This is a genomic window from Arthrobacter sp. S39 (genome assembly GCF_004320525.1).
In the GTDB taxonomy this organism is placed as follows: domain Bacteria; phylum Actinomycetota; class Actinomycetes; order Actinomycetales; family Micrococcaceae; genus Arthrobacter.
Genome location: NZ_SIHX01000009.1, coordinates 139,154 through 154,300, shown reverse-complemented (window position 1 = coordinate 154,300; position 15,147 = coordinate 139,154). Strand labels below are relative to the sequence as shown.

General features: G+C 66.9%; 14 protein-coding genes. 6 read left to right on the top strand and 8 right to left on the bottom strand.

The features are described from left to right. The first annotated feature begins 95 nt into the window (after positions 1-95). Positions 96-2,012, top strand: a complete 1,917-nt coding sequence (locus EYS21_RS17715; RefSeq protein WP_131134552.1) for an FAD-binding monooxygenase — start codon at positions 96-98, stop codon at positions 2,010-2,012. On the opposite strand, the gene EYS21_RS17710 is transcribed toward EYS21_RS17715, so the two are convergent. The 5 genes from EYS21_RS17710 to EYS21_RS17690 all read right to left on the bottom strand — a co-directional run bounded on the left by EYS21_RS17710 (position 1,994) and on the right by EYS21_RS17690 (position 6,440). Further along, on the bottom strand, positions 1,994-2,851 hold the full coding sequence (locus EYS21_RS17710; RefSeq protein ID WP_131134551.1) for a prephenate dehydratase: 858 nt from the start codon (positions 2,849-2,851) through the stop codon (positions 1,994-1,996). The two genes, EYS21_RS17715 and EYS21_RS17710, sit on opposite strands and share 19 nt — an antisense overlap. Before the next feature lie 90 nt (positions 2,852-2,941). Continuing rightward, positions 2,942-4,852 carry an alpha-amylase family glycosyl hydrolase gene (locus EYS21_RS17705; RefSeq protein ID WP_131134550.1) on the bottom strand — a complete coding sequence of 637 codons (1,911 nt, stop codon included), beginning with the start codon at positions 4,850-4,852 and terminating at the stop codon, positions 2,942-2,944. Positions 4,853-4,945: 93 nt separating this feature from the next. Further along, positions 4,946-5,665: a GntR family transcriptional regulator gene (locus EYS21_RS17700; protein ID WP_131134549.1), complete on the bottom strand. Its 720-nt coding sequence runs from the start codon at positions 5,663-5,665 to the stop codon at positions 4,946-4,948. Positions 5,666-5,670: 5 nt separating this feature from the next. Further along, a complete protein-coding gene (locus EYS21_RS17695) occupies positions 5,671-6,213 on the bottom strand; it encodes a PTS glucose transporter subunit IIA (protein ID WP_242633481.1) in 543 nt (180 codons plus the stop codon). Beyond that, the gene (locus EYS21_RS17690; RefSeq protein ID WP_131134548.1) at positions 6,210-6,440 is read right to left on the bottom strand and encodes a PTS glucose/sucrose transporter subunit IIB; all 231 of its coding nucleotides are present in this window, start codon (positions 6,438-6,440) and stop codon (positions 6,210-6,212) included. The genes EYS21_RS17695 and EYS21_RS17690 overlap by 4 nt, the downstream gene beginning before the upstream one ends. Before the next feature lie 187 nt (positions 6,441-6,627). On the opposite strand from EYS21_RS17690, the gene EYS21_RS17685 reads away from it, so the two are divergent. From EYS21_RS17685 to nagB, 3 genes are read left to right on the top strand one after another with little or no spacing between them, the layout of a single operon-like run. Continuing rightward, the gene (locus EYS21_RS17685; protein WP_207307805.1) at positions 6,628-7,881 is read left to right on the top strand and encodes a PTS transporter subunit EIIC; all 1,254 of its coding nucleotides are present in this window, start codon (positions 6,628-6,630) and stop codon (positions 7,879-7,881) included. Beyond that, entirely contained in the window at positions 7,871-9,178 is a 1,308-nt protein-coding gene (locus tag EYS21_RS17680) for an amidohydrolase family protein (RefSeq protein WP_207307804.1), read from the top strand. Before EYS21_RS17685 ends, EYS21_RS17680 begins: the two co-directional genes overlap by 11 nt. Next, on the top strand, positions 9,159-9,977 hold the full coding sequence (nagB, locus tag EYS21_RS17675; RefSeq protein ID WP_131134547.1) for a glucosamine-6-phosphate deaminase: 819 nt from the start codon (positions 9,159-9,161) through the stop codon (positions 9,975-9,977). Before EYS21_RS17680 ends, nagB begins: the two co-directional genes overlap by 20 nt. An 81-nt stretch (positions 9,978-10,058) precedes the next feature. On the opposite strand, the gene EYS21_RS17670 is transcribed toward nagB, so the two are convergent. The 3 genes from EYS21_RS17670 to EYS21_RS17660 all read right to left on the bottom strand — a co-directional run bounded on the left by EYS21_RS17670 (position 10,059) and on the right by EYS21_RS17660 (position 13,216). Continuing rightward, a complete protein-coding gene (locus EYS21_RS17670; protein WP_131134546.1) occupies positions 10,059-10,982 on the bottom strand; it encodes an AEC family transporter in 924 nt (307 codons plus the stop codon). A 90-nt stretch (positions 10,983-11,072) separates the two neighbouring features. Further along, positions 11,073-12,482 (bottom strand): aldehyde dehydrogenase family protein, encoded by a 1,410-nt coding sequence (locus EYS21_RS17665; protein WP_131134545.1) that lies wholly within the window; start codon positions 12,480-12,482, stop codon positions 11,073-11,075. 146 nt (positions 12,483-12,628) lie between these two features. Then, entirely contained in the window at positions 12,629-13,216 is a 588-nt protein-coding gene (locus tag EYS21_RS17660; protein ID WP_131134544.1) for a TetR/AcrR family transcriptional regulator, read from the bottom strand. 181 nt (positions 13,217-13,397) lie between these two features. Between EYS21_RS17660 and EYS21_RS17655 the strand changes: the two genes are divergently transcribed. Continuing rightward, entirely contained in the window at positions 13,398-13,742 is a 345-nt protein-coding gene (locus EYS21_RS17655) for a cupin domain-containing protein (RefSeq protein WP_131134543.1), read from the top strand. A gap of 9 nt (positions 13,743-13,751) precedes the next feature. After that, the gene (locus EYS21_RS17650) at positions 13,752-15,068 is read left to right on the top strand and encodes an NAD(P)/FAD-dependent oxidoreductase (RefSeq protein WP_131134542.1); all 1,317 of its coding nucleotides are present in this window, start codon (positions 13,752-13,754) and stop codon (positions 15,066-15,068) included. Positions 15,069-15,147: the final 79 nt, after the last annotated feature.

The following is a 15,147-nucleotide window of genomic DNA, read 5'->3' as shown; positions in this document are numbered from 1 at the left end:
GATCACAGAACAAGTTTTCTATTATCGAACGTAAAATTCTATTATCGAACACCGATTTGGCGATACCCAGCCACACAACGAAGTGAGGACATCCCGTGCAGTTCCACCACCACGGCTACGTATCCGGTGACCCCCGGGTCCAGCCGGCCGCCGGCGTCGGCATCGACCGGCCCGCTGGGCTTCCCGACGAAATCGACGTGCTCATTGTCGGCTCCGGGCCTGCAGGCATGCTCGCCGCCGCGCAGCTTTCCCAGTTCCCCGGCGTCACCACCCGCATCGTTGAGCGCCGCGGCGGCAGGCTCGCCATCGGCCAGGCCGACGGCATCCAGGCCCGCAGCGTCGAGACCTTCCAGGCCTTCGGCTTCGCCGAGCGCATCATCGCCGAGGCGTACCGGATCACCGAAATGGCGTTCTGGAAGCCGGACCCGGCGGACCACTCCCGCATCGTCCGTGCCGCCCGCGCGGTCGACGACGAAACGGGCATCAGCGAATTCCCGCACCTGATCGTCAACCAGGCCCGCGTGCTGGACTACTTCGCCGAGTTCATGGCGAATTCCCCAACCCGCATGGCCCCCGACTACGGCTACGAGTTCAGCGGCCTCAAGGTCACCGGCGAGGGCGACTACCCCGTCACCGTGACGCTCCTCCACACCGCCGGCCCGAACGAGGGCCAGGAGCGCGTCGTCCGCGCCAAGTATGTCGTTGGCGCAGACGGAGCACGCAGCAAGGTCCGCGAGTCGATCGGCTGCCACCTGGCCGGCGACCAGGCCAACCACGCCTGGGGTGTGATGGACGTCCTCGCCGTCACCGATTTCCCGGACATCCGCACCAAGTGCGCCATCCAGTCCGGCGCCGGCGGCAGCATCCTGCTGATCCCTCGCGAAGGCGGCCACCTCTTTCGCATGTACGTGGACCTCGGCGAGGTTGACCCGAACAGCCATGGCGCCGTCCGCAACACCACCATCGAGCAGATCATCGCCAAGGCGAACGCGATCCTGCACCCGTACACACTGGACGTCCGCAACGTCGCATGGCACAGCGTTTACGAGGTAGGCCACCGCCTGACTGACAGGTTCGACGACGTCCTTCCGGAGGAGCGCGGCACGCGCACGCCGCGCGTGTTCATCACGGGCGACGCCTGCCACACGCACAGTGCCAAGGCCGGCCAGGGCATGAATGTATCCATGCAGGACGGCTTTAATATCGGCTGGAAACTCGGGCACGTCCTCGAGGGCCGCAGCCCGAAAAGCCTGCTGGCCACGTACTCGGCCGAGCGCCAGGTGGTGGCAAAGAACCTCATCGACTTCGACAAAGAGTGGTCCACCCTGATGGCCAAGAAGCCTGAAGAATTCGAAGACCCCACGGAGCTGGAGAACTTCTACGTCAGCACGGCAGAGTTCCCTGCCGGGTTCATGACCCAGTACGCGCCCTCCATGGTGGTCGCCGAGCCGAAGCACCAGGAACTCGCCACCGGCTTCCCCGTCGGCAAGCGCTTCAAGTCCGCACCCGTCACCAGGGTCTGCGACACCAACCCGATGCACCTGGGCCACCACGCCACAGCGGACGGCCGGTGGCGCATCTACGTCTTCGCCGACGCGGCAGCGCCCGGCACGAAAGAGGCGGGCGCCGCATCGGCGACCGCGGACTTCGCCGAGTGGATCGCGAACGCGCCGGACTCACCGCTGGCCGCAACGCCGTCGGGCGCCGACCGTGACGCGTGGTTCGACGTGAAAGTGATCTACCAGCAGGCCCATACGGACATCGACATCAACGCTGTCCCGGCCGTGTTCAAGCCGACGGTGGGCCCGTTCCGGCTCACCTACCTTGAGAAGGTCTTCGGCACCGACCCCAAAGCCGACATTTTCGAACAGCGCGGCCTGGACCGCGGCGGCGTTGTGGTGGTGGTCCGGCCGGACCAGTACGTGGCCAACGTCCTGCCGCTGACGGCGACGGCGGAACTTGCGGAGTTCTTCGCGCCGCTGCTGAAGCGGCGTCAGACGGCTGCGGCCTGAACCGCCCGGTACTCCGCGGCCGCGTACACGCCAAGGATCCGTACCTCGGTGGTGAAGAAGCCCAGCTCCTCGAGGGCCAGTTTCAGCGGCAGGTCCTCGGGGTGGCCTTCGACGTCGGCCATGAACATGGTGGCGGCGAATTCGTTGCCCACCATGTAGCTTTCCAGCCTGGTCATGTTCACGGCGTTGGTGGCGAAGCCGCCCAGCGCCTTGTAGAGCGCTGACGGGACGTTCCGGACGCGGAACACAAAGCTGGTAACTGCCGGTCCGGGGAGGGTTTCCCGGGCCGGCAGTTCCTTTTCGCGGGCCAGGATCACAAACCGGGTGGTGTTGGAGGGGTCGTCCTCCACCCGGGAGGCGAGCACCTCCAACCCGTACAGCTCCGCCGCAAGCGGGGGAGCGAGGGAGAGCTTCGTGGGGTCGTTCCACTCGTGCACTTCCCGGGCTGAACCGGCGGTGTCGCCGGCAATGACCGGACGCAGGCCGGCCTCGCGGATGAGGCGGCGGCACTGGCCCAGGGCGTGGATGTGGCTGTGGACCTCCGTGGCCGCCTCGATGGTGCTGCCGGGGATCCCCATCAGGTCGAAGTGGATCGGCAGGAAGTATTCGCCCACGATCTGCAGTCCGGAGTGCGGCAGCAGGGTGTGGATGTCCGCCACGCGGCCGGCAATCGAGTTTTCGATCGGGATCATGGCAAGGTCCGCATCGCCGCTGGACACCACTTCAAAGACGTCCTCGAAGCTGGCGCACGGAACGCTTTCCAGCTCGGGGAACATCTGCTTGCACGCGATATTGGAGTTGGCGCCGGGCTCACCCTGGTACGCAATCTTCTGGGCCATGATCCGTATGGTGTCACGCCCCGCGCCCAGCCTCCCAACTGGGTCGCGCCAACTGTCGTTTTGAGGCCTCAAAACGACAGTTAGCGCTACTTACTTGGGGGTGACGCGGAGCCAGACATATTCGTGCGGGGCCAGGGTGATGCCGTCCGCGAGGCTGTGCGCTGTATCCGTGAGAAGTTCGACGGCGGCAGCGGAGAACCCGGAGAACGTCACCGCCGGAAGCTGCTGCGGGCCGTCGCTGAAGTTGGCGAGGACGAGGACTGTGCGCCCGTAGCCGGGGCGCTGGTAGCCCAGGACTCCCGGGGCGTTGGTGTGGAAATCGATGAGGCGCGTGCCCGCCAGTTCCGGCGCTTCGGCGCGCACGGAAATCATCCGCCGGAGGCCGGCAAAGATGGCCCCTTCAGGAGTGGCGGGGTCGTTGCGGCGGGCGTACTGCTCCGCCGGATAGTGCGGTCGGTGCACCCAGCGGCTGTCCGACTCGTGGCCGTCCTCCATGGCGTACTGGTAGTCGTTCAGCTGCCCCACCTCGTCACCGAGGTACAGGAGCGGGACGCCCCCGGTGCTGAACGCGACCGAGTGGGCCAGCAGGATCCTGCCCACGGCCTGGTCCGGATCGTCCTCCAGCCCGCAGAGGGATGCCGTGGTCCCGGAGATGCGGCAGTCGCCGGTGCGCGGGTTGTCCTGGAACGGGACGCCCTGGGCAAAGCTGCCGGGGTGCCGGTTGACGTAGAAGGCGTTGAGGAACCGGCGGTGTTCAAAGCCGTTGATCCCCAGCTCTGCCGCGTCCTCGTCGGCGAACGTCCAGCCGATGTCGTCATGGCTGCGGACATAGTTCACCCAGGACGTGCCGTCGGCGATGTTGTGCCGCCGCTCCAGCGCCTGTGACAGCAGGGAAACGTTGCGGGTGGCCAGCGATTCCCAGATCAGCGCCATCTGCAGCGGGTTGTAGGAGAGCTGGCACTCGGCCGGATCGATGTAGAGCGCCACCTCGTCCGGGTGCACGATCGCCTCGGACTTGAACAGCAACGATGGCGCCGCGAGCCGGCACACGGAATTGAAGGCACGCAGCAGGAAGTGGGCTTCGGGGAGGTTTTCGCACGGTGTGCCCAGCTGTTTCCAGATGAAGGCCACCGCGTCCATGCGGAGGATGTCCACGCCCTGGTTGGCCAGGAACAGCATTTCGCCGGCCATGGCACGGAACACCGCCGGATTGGCGTAGTTGAGGTCCCATTGGTAGGTGTGGAACGTGGCCCATACCCACCGCCCGTCCGGTAGGGGGACAAAGGAGCCGGGGTGGTCGTCGGGAAAGATCTCGCGGACTGTCTGCTCGAAGGCGTCGGGCATGGTCCGGTCCGGATAGATCCAGAAGTAGTCGCTGTACTCGGGGTCTCCTTCTGCTGCCCTGCGGGCCCAGTGGTGCTCGTTGGAGGTGTGGTTGAAGATGAAGTCCACCACCAGGGAGATGCCGTTTTCGCGGAGCTCGGACGACAGGGCCCGCAGCTGTTCCATGGTTCCCAGCTTCGGGTTGACTTCCCGGTAGCTGGAGACGGCGTACCCGCCGTCGGAGAACGGTTCGGGGGCCAGGAACAGCGGCATCAGGTGCAGATAGGTGAGTCCCAGCTCCTTGAAGTACGGAATCCGGTCGCGGACGCCGTCGAGGCTGGCGGCGTACCTGTCCACGTAGCAGACACCGCCGAGCATCCGGTTGGACTGGAACCAGCTGCTGTCGCCCTCACGCTCGGCGTCCAGCGCCTTGAGGCCCGCCGGACGTTCCTGCCAGGAGCGGGCACACTGCAGGACCAGGGCGCCCAGCTGGTCCTGCCAGTCCGCGCGGGACCCGTACAGGGAACGGAACAGTCCGCACAGGTCGGGGAAGTGAACGTCCAGCCTTCGAACAAATTCCGGCCAGTCCGGATCCGCGCGCTGGATGCCGTCGTCGGCCTCCAGCACGCTCAGAACATGCTGCCTGGCAGCCTCATCCACATCGACGGTTTCACGCATGGAGCCAACCTATCAGCGGCAGCTGCCGCGGTCCCGGAACCAGCCCAAACCGGCCAAAACCGCCCCAATCGGCCGGGTCGCGTGACCCGCGCGTCAGCCCAGCGCCAGCCGCATGGACACCTGGTACCGGTCCGAACGGTACGTCGAGACCGCGTACTCGATGGGGGTTCCCGGTTCCTCGGTCCCGGTGAAGGACCGGCGCTTGAAGAGCAGGACGGGGGCGCCTGGTTCGATGTCCAGCAGCGCGGCCGTATCCTCCGACGCTGCGGCGGCCTCCACCGTCTGCTCCGCCTGCTGGACCGGGAACCCGGAAGCTCCCAACGCCCGGTAGAGGGAGCCTGTCAGGTCCGAGGAGAGCAGGTCAGGCAGCAGGCGCGGCGGCAGCCAGGACTCGTCCACGCTGACCGGCGCGCCGTTGGCCAGGCGGAGCCGCCGGACCAGGTAGGCAGGCTCGTCCGGAGCCAGCCCCAGGTGCTCGGCGGCAGCCGCCGGTGGCACGGCAGTGGATACGTTGATGACCCGGGTGCTGGGCTCAAAACCGGCCTGCCGCATGTCCTCGTTGAACGAGGCCAGATGCAGGGTGGACCGGACCAGCCCGTGCGACACGAAGGTGCCTTTGCCCTTGATGCGGACCAGTGCGCCGTCCTGGACCAGGTCCGAGATGGCGCGGCGGACCGTGATCCGCGAGACCCCGAACTGTTCCTCCAGTTGGCGCTCACCCAGCAGGGCATCGCCGGGCCGCAACGTGCTGGACACCAGGTCCTGGAGTTGCCTTCTGACCCAGACGTGTTTCAGTTCCCCTGCCGTATCCATGTGTCCTATTTTCCGGGAAGATCGAACAGGTGCGCGCCTGCTTCCACGCGCCCGCCGGCGAGCGGAGCTTCAATGGCGTCCGCCGCGGTGTCCAGGACCACCACGGGGCTGCACATGCTGAGGTTCCTCGAGCGGACCAGGGTGACGTCCACGGTGATCATGGGATCGCCGGCGCGGACCTGGTCGCCCTTCTGCGCGATCACGGTGAAGCCCTCACCCTTCAGGCCCACGGTGTCGATTCCGACGTGGACCAGGACGGCAGGCCCGGACGCATGCTGGACGATGTAGGCGTGCGGCATCACCTTAACCACCTTGCCGTCCAGCGGCGCGACGGCGGTGACCACACCGGCGTCGTCGTCCGGGATCACGGCGGCGCCGCCGCCTACCAGCCCCTTGGCGAACACCGGATCCGGCACCTCGCCCAGCGGAATGAGCCGGCCGGGCAGCGGCGAGGCGACGCCGATGGCCAGGGCCGGCGCTTCGGAGCCCAACTCGGAGGCCGTCTCGGGGGTGCTCACGTCAGGACTGCGTACTTCAGCCGTGCTCACATCAGGTCCTGGATGTCTTCGGCGAGGCTCTCGGCTTCCGGGCCAACAACAACCTGGACCACCGTGCCGGACATCATGACGCCGTGGGCGCCGGCAGCCTTCAGGGCGGCCTCGTCCACACGGGATGCGTCCACCACTTCAGTGCGCAGGCGCGTGATGCAGCCTTCGATCTCTTCGACGTTCCCGGCGCCGCCAAGGGCGGCGAGGATGATTTCTGCTTTGGACATGTCCACTCCCGGTGTTGGTATGCGGTGAAAGGCGGCGGTTCCTGAAGTCCAATTTGGAGCTTGAGGTTGACAACTGAGGCCGGTGCCCTTCACAGTGATGGTTGTCACTGGTTATAACCAGTTAGCTAGACTCTACTGAAACAAGCATCCCCGCACAAGCACCACCTCCTTCGAGACGAGGAACATCATGACCACGGAAAATCCCACAGCGGCCGCCCCCGCACCGGGCAAGGCCAAGGGCAACGGCAAGGCACTGCAGAACATGCAGCGCTTCGGCCGCAGCCTCATGCTCCCCATCGCGGCCCTCCCCGCTGCCGCACTTCTGCTCCGCCTGGGCCAGGACGACCTGCTGGGCAGGTTCGAATCCCTGACCACTGTTGCCCAGGTCATCGGCGCCGCCGGCGGTGCCCTGTTCGAGAACCTGCCGCTGCTCTTCGCCGTCGGCATTTCCTTCGGCTTCGCCAAGAAGGGCGACGGCTCCACGGCCCTCGCCGCCGTCGTCGGATACCTGGTCCTGACCAACGTCTTCAAGGTGATGGCGCCGCTGGTACTGGGCGCCGCTCCGGAGGGTGGCAAGGATCCGGTCATCAACTACGGCGTGCTGGCCGGTATCGTGATGGGCCTGACGACGGCGTTGCTCTGGCAGCGCTTCCACCGCACCACCCTGCCGGACTGGCTCGGGTTCTTCGCCGGCCGCCGGCTGGTGCCCATCCTGACGTCCTTCGCCGCGATTGTGATCGGCGTGCTCCTGGCCCTGATCTACCCGTACTTCAACACGGGCCTGACGGCCGTGGGCAACGCCGTGGCGGACAACACCGTGGTGGGCAGCGGCGTGTACGGCACCCTGAACCGGCTGCTGATTCCGCTGGGGCTGCACCACATCCTGAACTCCGTGGTGTGGTTCATTCTCGGTGACTACAACGGCGCCCACGGCGACCTGAACCGGTTCTTCGCCGGCGACCCCACCGCCGGCGTCTTTATGACCGGCTTCTTCCCCATCATGATGTTCGCCCTGCCCGCCGCCGCCCTGGCCATCTGGCAGGAAGCCAAGCCGTCGCAGCGGAAGATCGTGGGCGGCGTGATGCTCTCCACCGGCCTCACCGCGTTCCTCACCGGCATCACCGAACCGCTCGAATTCTCCTTTATGTTCGTGGCCTGGCCGCTGTACGTTGTGCACGCCTTCCTGACCGGAACGTCCATGATGCTGGTCAACTTCCTGGGCATCCATCACGGGTTCGGGTTCTCCGCCGGGGCCATCGACTACGTCCTGAACTTCGGCATCGCACAGAACCCGCTCTGGCTGATCCCCATCGGGCTGGTCTACGCCGCCATCTACTACGTGGTGTTCCGCTTTGTGATCCGCCGCTGGAACCTGCGCACCATGGGCCGCGAGGATGAAACCGACGAGAACGGCTCCATGGCCAAAGCCGATGCAAGCTGACCGGCCGGTGGACGTCGTAAACGAAGGCGCCGGCGGCGTGGTGGGGCTGCGGGGCCGCCTCGTCACCGGCGTCCCCGGCGATCCGGTGATCGACGACGGCACCGTGATGATGGCCGGCGGAACCATCCAGTGGTGCGGACCGACGTCGGACCTGCCGGAAACTTTCGACGCCGGGGTCCGGCAGGTGCCGCTCATCCTGCCCGGGCTGGTGGACGTGCACTGCCACGGCGCCGGAGGGGACACCTTCTCCGCGGACGCCGAGGGGGCCCGCCTGGCCGCCGCCCACCATGCCGCGGAAGGCTCGACGTCGGTCCTCGCCTCGCTCGTGTCGGCGCCGTCGCACGTGCTGCTGGAGCAGATCGCGGTGCTGCGGGAGCTGGTGGCGGACGGCACCCTGGCGGGCCTGCACCTGGAGGGGCCGTTCATCACCAAAAGCATGTGCGGTGCGCAGGACCCTGCCGCGATTATCGACGGCGATCCGGCGCTCCTTAAGCAGTGGTTGGAGACAGGACGCGGGACGGTGCGGTCACTGACCCTGGCGCCTGAGACCCCTCATTTTGCGGAGTTGGTGGCACTCTGCCGGGACTACGGCGTGGTGCCTTCGCTGGGCCACACCAATGCCACGGCGGCGCAGACCCGGGAAGTCCTGGCTGGCCTGCCTGGCGGGGCGGGCGCCGGTGCGGGTGACGCGGGCCCGTGGTCGGCCACGCACCTGTTCAACCGGATGCCTGCGTTGGGCCACCGGGCTGCGGGGCCGGTCGCGGTGATGCTGCAGGCCGCCGAGGAGTCACCCGGGCACATGGTGCTTGAGCTGATTGCCGACGGCGTGCACCTGGACCCGGAAATCGTCCGGATGGTCTTCAACCTCGTGGGGCCCCGCTCCATTGCGCTCATCACGGATGCGATGGCGGCGGCGGGTATGTCCGACGGGCACTACACGCTCGGCAGCCTGGACGTGCTGGTGCACGACCGGGTGGCGCGGCTGGCCCCGGCAACCGGAGCGGCCCACGCAGCGGAGGAGCCCGGCGCGATCGCTGGAGCCACGAGCTTCCTGCTGGAAAACGTGCGCCGCTGCGTCGAATGGGGGATCCCTCTCGCCGACGCTGTTACGGCGGCCTCGTCCACCCCGGCCCGGCTGATGGGGCTCGATAGCGGCCCTGCCAGGGTCGGCGCCATCGCCGCGGGTTACCGCGCGGACGTGCTGGTGGCCACCGAAGAACTTGAACTCGTGCAGGCCTACCGTGCCGGCACACCACAAACGCAGGAAAGGAATGACCGTGCAGATAGTTCTGTGTGAGTCCGTCGACCATGTAGGAGCCCGGGCGGCGGACATCATCGAGGCCAGGGTCCGGCAGGGGCCGGCGGTCCTGGGCCTGGCCACCGGCGGGTCGCCGAGTTCCACCTACCAGGAGCTCATCCGGCGGCACCGCGAGGAGCAGCTCAGCTTCGGCCAGGTCACCGGCTTTACGTTGGACGAATACGCGGGGCTGCCGAAGGAACACGAACAGTCGTACTACTCCACCATCCGGCGCGAGTTCGTCGACCATGTGGACCTGCCCCTGGAGCGGCTCTTCACCCCGCAGGGGGACGCCGCCGACCTGGTTGCCGAAGCAGAGCGCTACGACGCAGCGATCGCGACAGCCGGTGGAGTGGACATCCAGATCCTGGGCATCGGGGCCAACGGGCACATCGGGTTCAACGAGCCGACGTCGTCCCTTGCTTCGCGGACCAGGGTGAAGACCCTCGCGGGGGCGACGCGCACGGACAACGCCCGGTTCTTCCCTGACGGCGATGTCCCTAGGCTCTGCCTGACCCAGGGGCTGGGGACCATCCGCGAGGCGAAACTGGCAGTGCTGGTGGCCATGGGCGAGAACAAGGCGGCCGCCGTCCAGGCAATGGTGGAGGGTCCGGTCAGCGCCAACTGCCCGGCGTCCGTCCTGCAGCTTCACCGCCGGGCCGTGATCCTGCTGGATCCCGCGGCAGCGTCCAGGCTGTCCATGCTGGAGTACTACCGGGAGGCCCAGGAGTTCAACGACCAGCTCGGCCAGACCCCCACGAGGCCGTGGCTGCAGGAGCCGGCGCTCCAGCAGGGCTGAGCCCCTGTCCGGGCGTTCGGACGCAGGCGACCACCGCGGCGGGCCGGGGCATGACGTGCCCCGGCCCGCCGTCGTCGGGATTCAGCCCAGAAGCCAGGCCGCTCCCAGGAGCAGTGGGACGGCCAGTGCCGACGTGATGACGGCCGTTGACTGCGCGAGGTTTTGGCCCACGCCGTAACGGACCGCGTAGAGGACCACGTTCTGGCCGGTGGGAAGGATTGCGCACGCCGTGACAACGAACGTGCTGAAGTCGTCGAGGTGGAAGACAAATACGGCGAGGATCCAGGCCAGGGCGGGCTGGACGCCCGATTTCAGGATGACTGCCAGGAGTGTAGGGGCGCGGTCGCCTATTCCCTGGCGCGGTGAGAGGCCGTGGAGTGACATGCCAAAAATGATCAGCATCAGCGGGACGGTCAGCTGGGCCACGAGGGTCAGGGGATCCAAAGCCAGTGCGGGCAGTTTGATTTCGGCGGCGCTGACGATGATCCCGAGAATCGCCGCCACCGTTACGGGATTGCGGAAGGGTGTGGCGAGGATGCGCCACACGGACGCCTTTTTCCCTGCCGGGTCCGTGAGATCCAGGATGGTGAGCGCCACCGGGGTCAGGATGGCCAGCTGGAACAACATGATCGGCGTGACGAAAGTGGCGCTGCCGAGAACGTAGAGCGCCAGCGGAACGCCGAGGTTGGTGGAATTAACGATTCCCGTGGCCAGCGCTCCGATGGTGGTCCGCCGGACGCCCCACCGGCAGATTGACCCGGTGATGGCGAACAGGGCCATAACGGACACGGCGGTGATCAGTGCTATCAGCCCTGTCTGGCTGAGGACTTCGGAGATGTGGCGGGTCGCGATGATGGAGAACATCAGGCTCGGCAGCCCGACCATGAAGGTGAGCGTGGAGAGCACTTTGGTCCCGTGTGGTCCCAGTGCGTTGGTCCTCGCCAGGAGATAGCCGATGAGCAGGACCACGCCCACCACAAAGAATCCCTTTAAGACTCCGTCCAAAGCCGCTGTCCTCTCGTGGCGCTGCGTTCCCCGCGCAAGTCTTCCATGCGCGGGGAACCGTCGAGGATTGTTGCTTGGACGGGTGGTGAGCTAGCCGTTGATGGCTTGCGGGACGCCGAGGGCCTTCAGGCCTTCGACGCCGAACTCCAGGCCGTAGCCGGACTGCTTGGCTCCGCCGAAGGGGACTCGGGGGTCCACGGCGCCGTGCTTGTTGATCCAGACAGTGCCGGCTTCGAGGCGGGCGGCGACTTTGCGGGCTTCGGCGACGTTCGGGGACCAGACGGAGGCGCCGAGTCCGACGTCGAGCGCGTTCGCCATGCTGATGGCCTCGTCCACGGTGCTGTAGCGGATGATCGGCAGGGCGGGGCCGAACTGCTCCTCGGTGACCAGCGGGTTGTTGTTGTCGATGTCGGCCACGAGGGTCGCGGGGTAGAAGTGGCCGGGCTGGCCGGTGTCCGGGTCGCCGCCGAGGAGGATCCGGGCGCCGGAATCTCGGGCAGCGTCCACGAGGGAAGCGACGATGTCGTACTGTGCCCGGTTTTGCAGCGGACCGAGGACGTTGTTTTCGTCCAGGCCCACGCCCATCGGCATCGCCGCGGCGACCTTGGTGAGTTCCTCGCAGACGGCGTCGTAGATGTCGTCGTGGACGTAGAGGCGCTTGAGCGCGGCGCAGGTCTGGCCGGTGTTGATGAAGGCGCCCCAGAACAGGCCTTCGGCGATCGCGACAGGGTCGGCGTCGGGCAGGACGATGCCGGCGTCGTTGCCCCCGAGCTCCAGGGTGAGCCGCTTGATGGTGTCCGCCGAGGATTTGATGATGGCTTTGCCCGTGGCGGTGGAGCCGGTGAACATGACCTTGCCGATGGCGGGGTGTTCGGCGAGGCGTGCACCTACGTCGCGGCGGCCGGAAACGACGGTCAGGAGGCCTTCGGGGAGTTCCTCGTTGAGGACCTTGACAAGGGCAAGGACGGACAGCGGAGTGTATTCGGAGGGTTTGACGACGACGGCGTTGCCCATCCGGAGGGCCGGGGCGATCTGCCAGACGGTGATCATCATGGGCCAGTTCCACGGGCCAATGGCACCGACGACGCCGATGGGCCGGTAGTGCAGTTCGGCGTAGGTTTCGCCGTCGTCCACCACCGTTTCAGGTTCCAGCGGGGTGGCGGCGGTGGCCCGCAGCCAGGCAGCGCAGGCGCCCACCTCGAAGCGGGCGTTCGGGCCGTTGAGGGGTTTGCCCTGCTCGCGGGAGAGCAGCCGGGCGAGTTCCTCGGCGGAGCGTTCGACGGCGTCGGCTGCCTTGAGGAGCGCGGCGGACCGGGCGTCGTGGCCGAGGGCTGCCCAGGCCGGCTGCGCTGCCACGGCCGCCTTGACCGCCTGTTCGAGGTCTTCGATGGTGTGGACCGGGGCGTGGCCGACGACGGTGCCGGTGGCGGGGTCAAGGATGGTCCGGGTGTCGCCCGAGTCCGGGGTGATCGAGGCCAGCAGGGCGTCGTACGTTTCCATGGGTTACTCCACTTCGAGTAGGCAGTGCGCACCGGCCGGCGCGGCCTGGGGCTATGCCTCGAGTCTGCCCCGCCGCGTCCGGGGCGTCTTGTGTATCCGCGAACGGCGGTTGACCTGAGGCGAACAGTTGCGCCGGCAGGACCCTGTCAGGGGTGCGGACCGGTCCGCAGGAGCAGCACTTCGTGGACTTCCTCAAGGGACGCCGCAATGACGGCACGGTCCACTCCCGCCAGGTACTGGAGCACTAGGCCGTCAAGCGCCGCAAACAGCGTGCGGGCCACCACCTGCACGTTTTCGGTCACCCCGGAGGCCCGGAGTCCGTCGGCCAGGGCGTTCACATAGTTCTCATAGAGGCCCGTGACCGCTTCCGTCAGCTCGGGCCGCCGACGGGACTCGAGGATCATCTCGTATTGGAAGACCTGCAGTTCCGGCTCGGCCAGCAGCAGCTCCAGGAGTGACGCTGTGAAGGAATGACCCACGGCTGCCGCTTCCCGCAGATGGGAAGCGCTGATGGACTGGGCGGCCGCCCAGTCCAGGGCCGCAGCGATCAGTGCATCGCGGGAGCCGAAGTGGTGGGCCACCAGCGTGTTGTTTACGCCCGCGGCTTCCGCCACCGAGCGGTACGTCAGCCCTCGCAGCCCTTTGGCCGCCACCACGCCAATTGCGGCACGGAGCAGGGCTTCCTTGCCGGTCCCGTACTTGGACGGTGCGGCGGGAGCGGCTGACGTTTTCATATGCCGAGTCTAGCCAGTGCTTCCAGTTTCCTGGCAGCGCCTATTGACTTAAACTAAGCAATTGCTTAGATTCGTTTCCGGTAGTGATGCAGGTCACTGATTGCCGGTCCCGTGCCACTGCCTCATCTCAAAACTCCCACCGCCCGGCTCAGCCGCCGGCGCCCTCACCCCTGGAGCCAACGTGTCAGAAACCGCTGCTTTCACCACTTCCTCTGCCCTGGACCCGAACAAGAATGAACCTTTCGAACTCGGCCAGGTCCAATGGATCCGCCGCTTTGGCGAGGGCGGCCGTCCCGCCCTCGCCTGCGGATACTGGCACGTCACACCGGTGGAGGCGCCCGAGCCGTTCGACCTGCTGATTGACGCCGACGAGACGATTTCCATCGTCGAAGGGCATCTCCGCATCGAGGTGGAGGGCGGGGATACCTACGACCTCACTGCCGGGGGCGCAGCATCCTTCAACAAGGGCGCCCGCACCAGGTGGGAAGTCCTGGCGCCCACCGTCGAATTCTTTGTGTACTCCTAGGGGACAGCGATGGACGACGAACTGTACGACGTTGTGGTGGTCGGGGCCGGCTTTGCGGGACTCACCGCCGCCCGCGAGCTCAGCAGGCAGGGCCTGTCCGTCCGTATCGTGGAAGCCAGGGACCGCATCGGCGGACGCACGTGGCTGGACCACCGGCTTGGGCGCGACCTGGAAATCGGCGGCACCTGGGTGCACTGGACCCAGCCCTATGTCTGGGCCGAGCTGAAGCGCTACGGCCTGGACACCACACCGAGCCCCGAGCCGGAGCGCGCGTTCTGGTGGGCGGACGGCCGCCGCCACGAGGGCGGGCCGGATGAGTTGCTCGGGCTTATTGGCGGGGCCAACGGGCAGTTTGTCCAGGACGCCCGGAAGTATTTCCCGGCGCCTTTCAGCCCCCTGTCCCGCGAAGACTTCAAGGCAATCGACGACGTGTCCGTCCAGGACCGGATCCGCGAGCAGTTCCCTGCCGGCGCGCAGCGCGAGATCCTGGAATCCTTTTGGGCGCTGAACTTCAACGGTCCACTGGAGAATGCGGCGCTGACCCAGGCCCTCCGCTGGGTTGCCCTGACCAATGGCGACTGGGCCGTGAACTTCGAGGCCTGCGCCACCTACAAAATCGTGGGCGGCACGGCAGCCCTGGCGGCGGCGATCCTCACTGACTCAGGGGTCGGCGTCGAACATGGTTTCACGGTGCACCGCGTCCACGACGACGGCGCCTCGGTGAGCGTCCACAGCACCGGCGGGCGGAGCATCCGGGCGCGGACAGCCATTGTCACCGTGCCCCTGCATGCGATGCACGCGGTGAGCTTCGAGCCGCCCCTGTCCGCCGCCAAGAACGAAGGACTCAGCGGCGGCCAGGTGTCCAGGGGAGCCAAAGTCTGGATCAGGCTCAAGGGAGACGTCCCACCGTTCGTTGCCCTTGGCGGCGCCGACTGGCCGCTGAATTTCTTCCAGGCGGAATACGGGATCGACGGCGACACCATCGTCGTGGGATTCGGTCCGGACGCCGCAAACATCGACCTGGGGGACGCGGCTGCCGTCCAGGAGCAACTTGTGCGCCTTGTCCCGGACGCAGAAGTGGTGGGCGTCGCCGGCCACAACTGGGTGGACGATCCGCTGTCGGGTGAAACCTGGCCCATGCACGCCACCGGATTTCTGTCCCGGCATCTGCACGCCATGCAGGAGGCTCACGGCGCCGTGCTCTTCGCCGGATCAGACATCGCCAACGGCTGGGGCGGCTTCATTGACGGCGCCATCGAGAGCGGCATGGAGGCAGCCCTCAGTGCCGCCGCAATCCTGCGGGAACGTGACCCCCGGGCGGCGTAGCCCTTGCGTCACTGCACTCACGCACAACAACTGATCGCTCCAGGACAAGGCGAAGGCCGTGTCCGCTGCCATGCTGGAT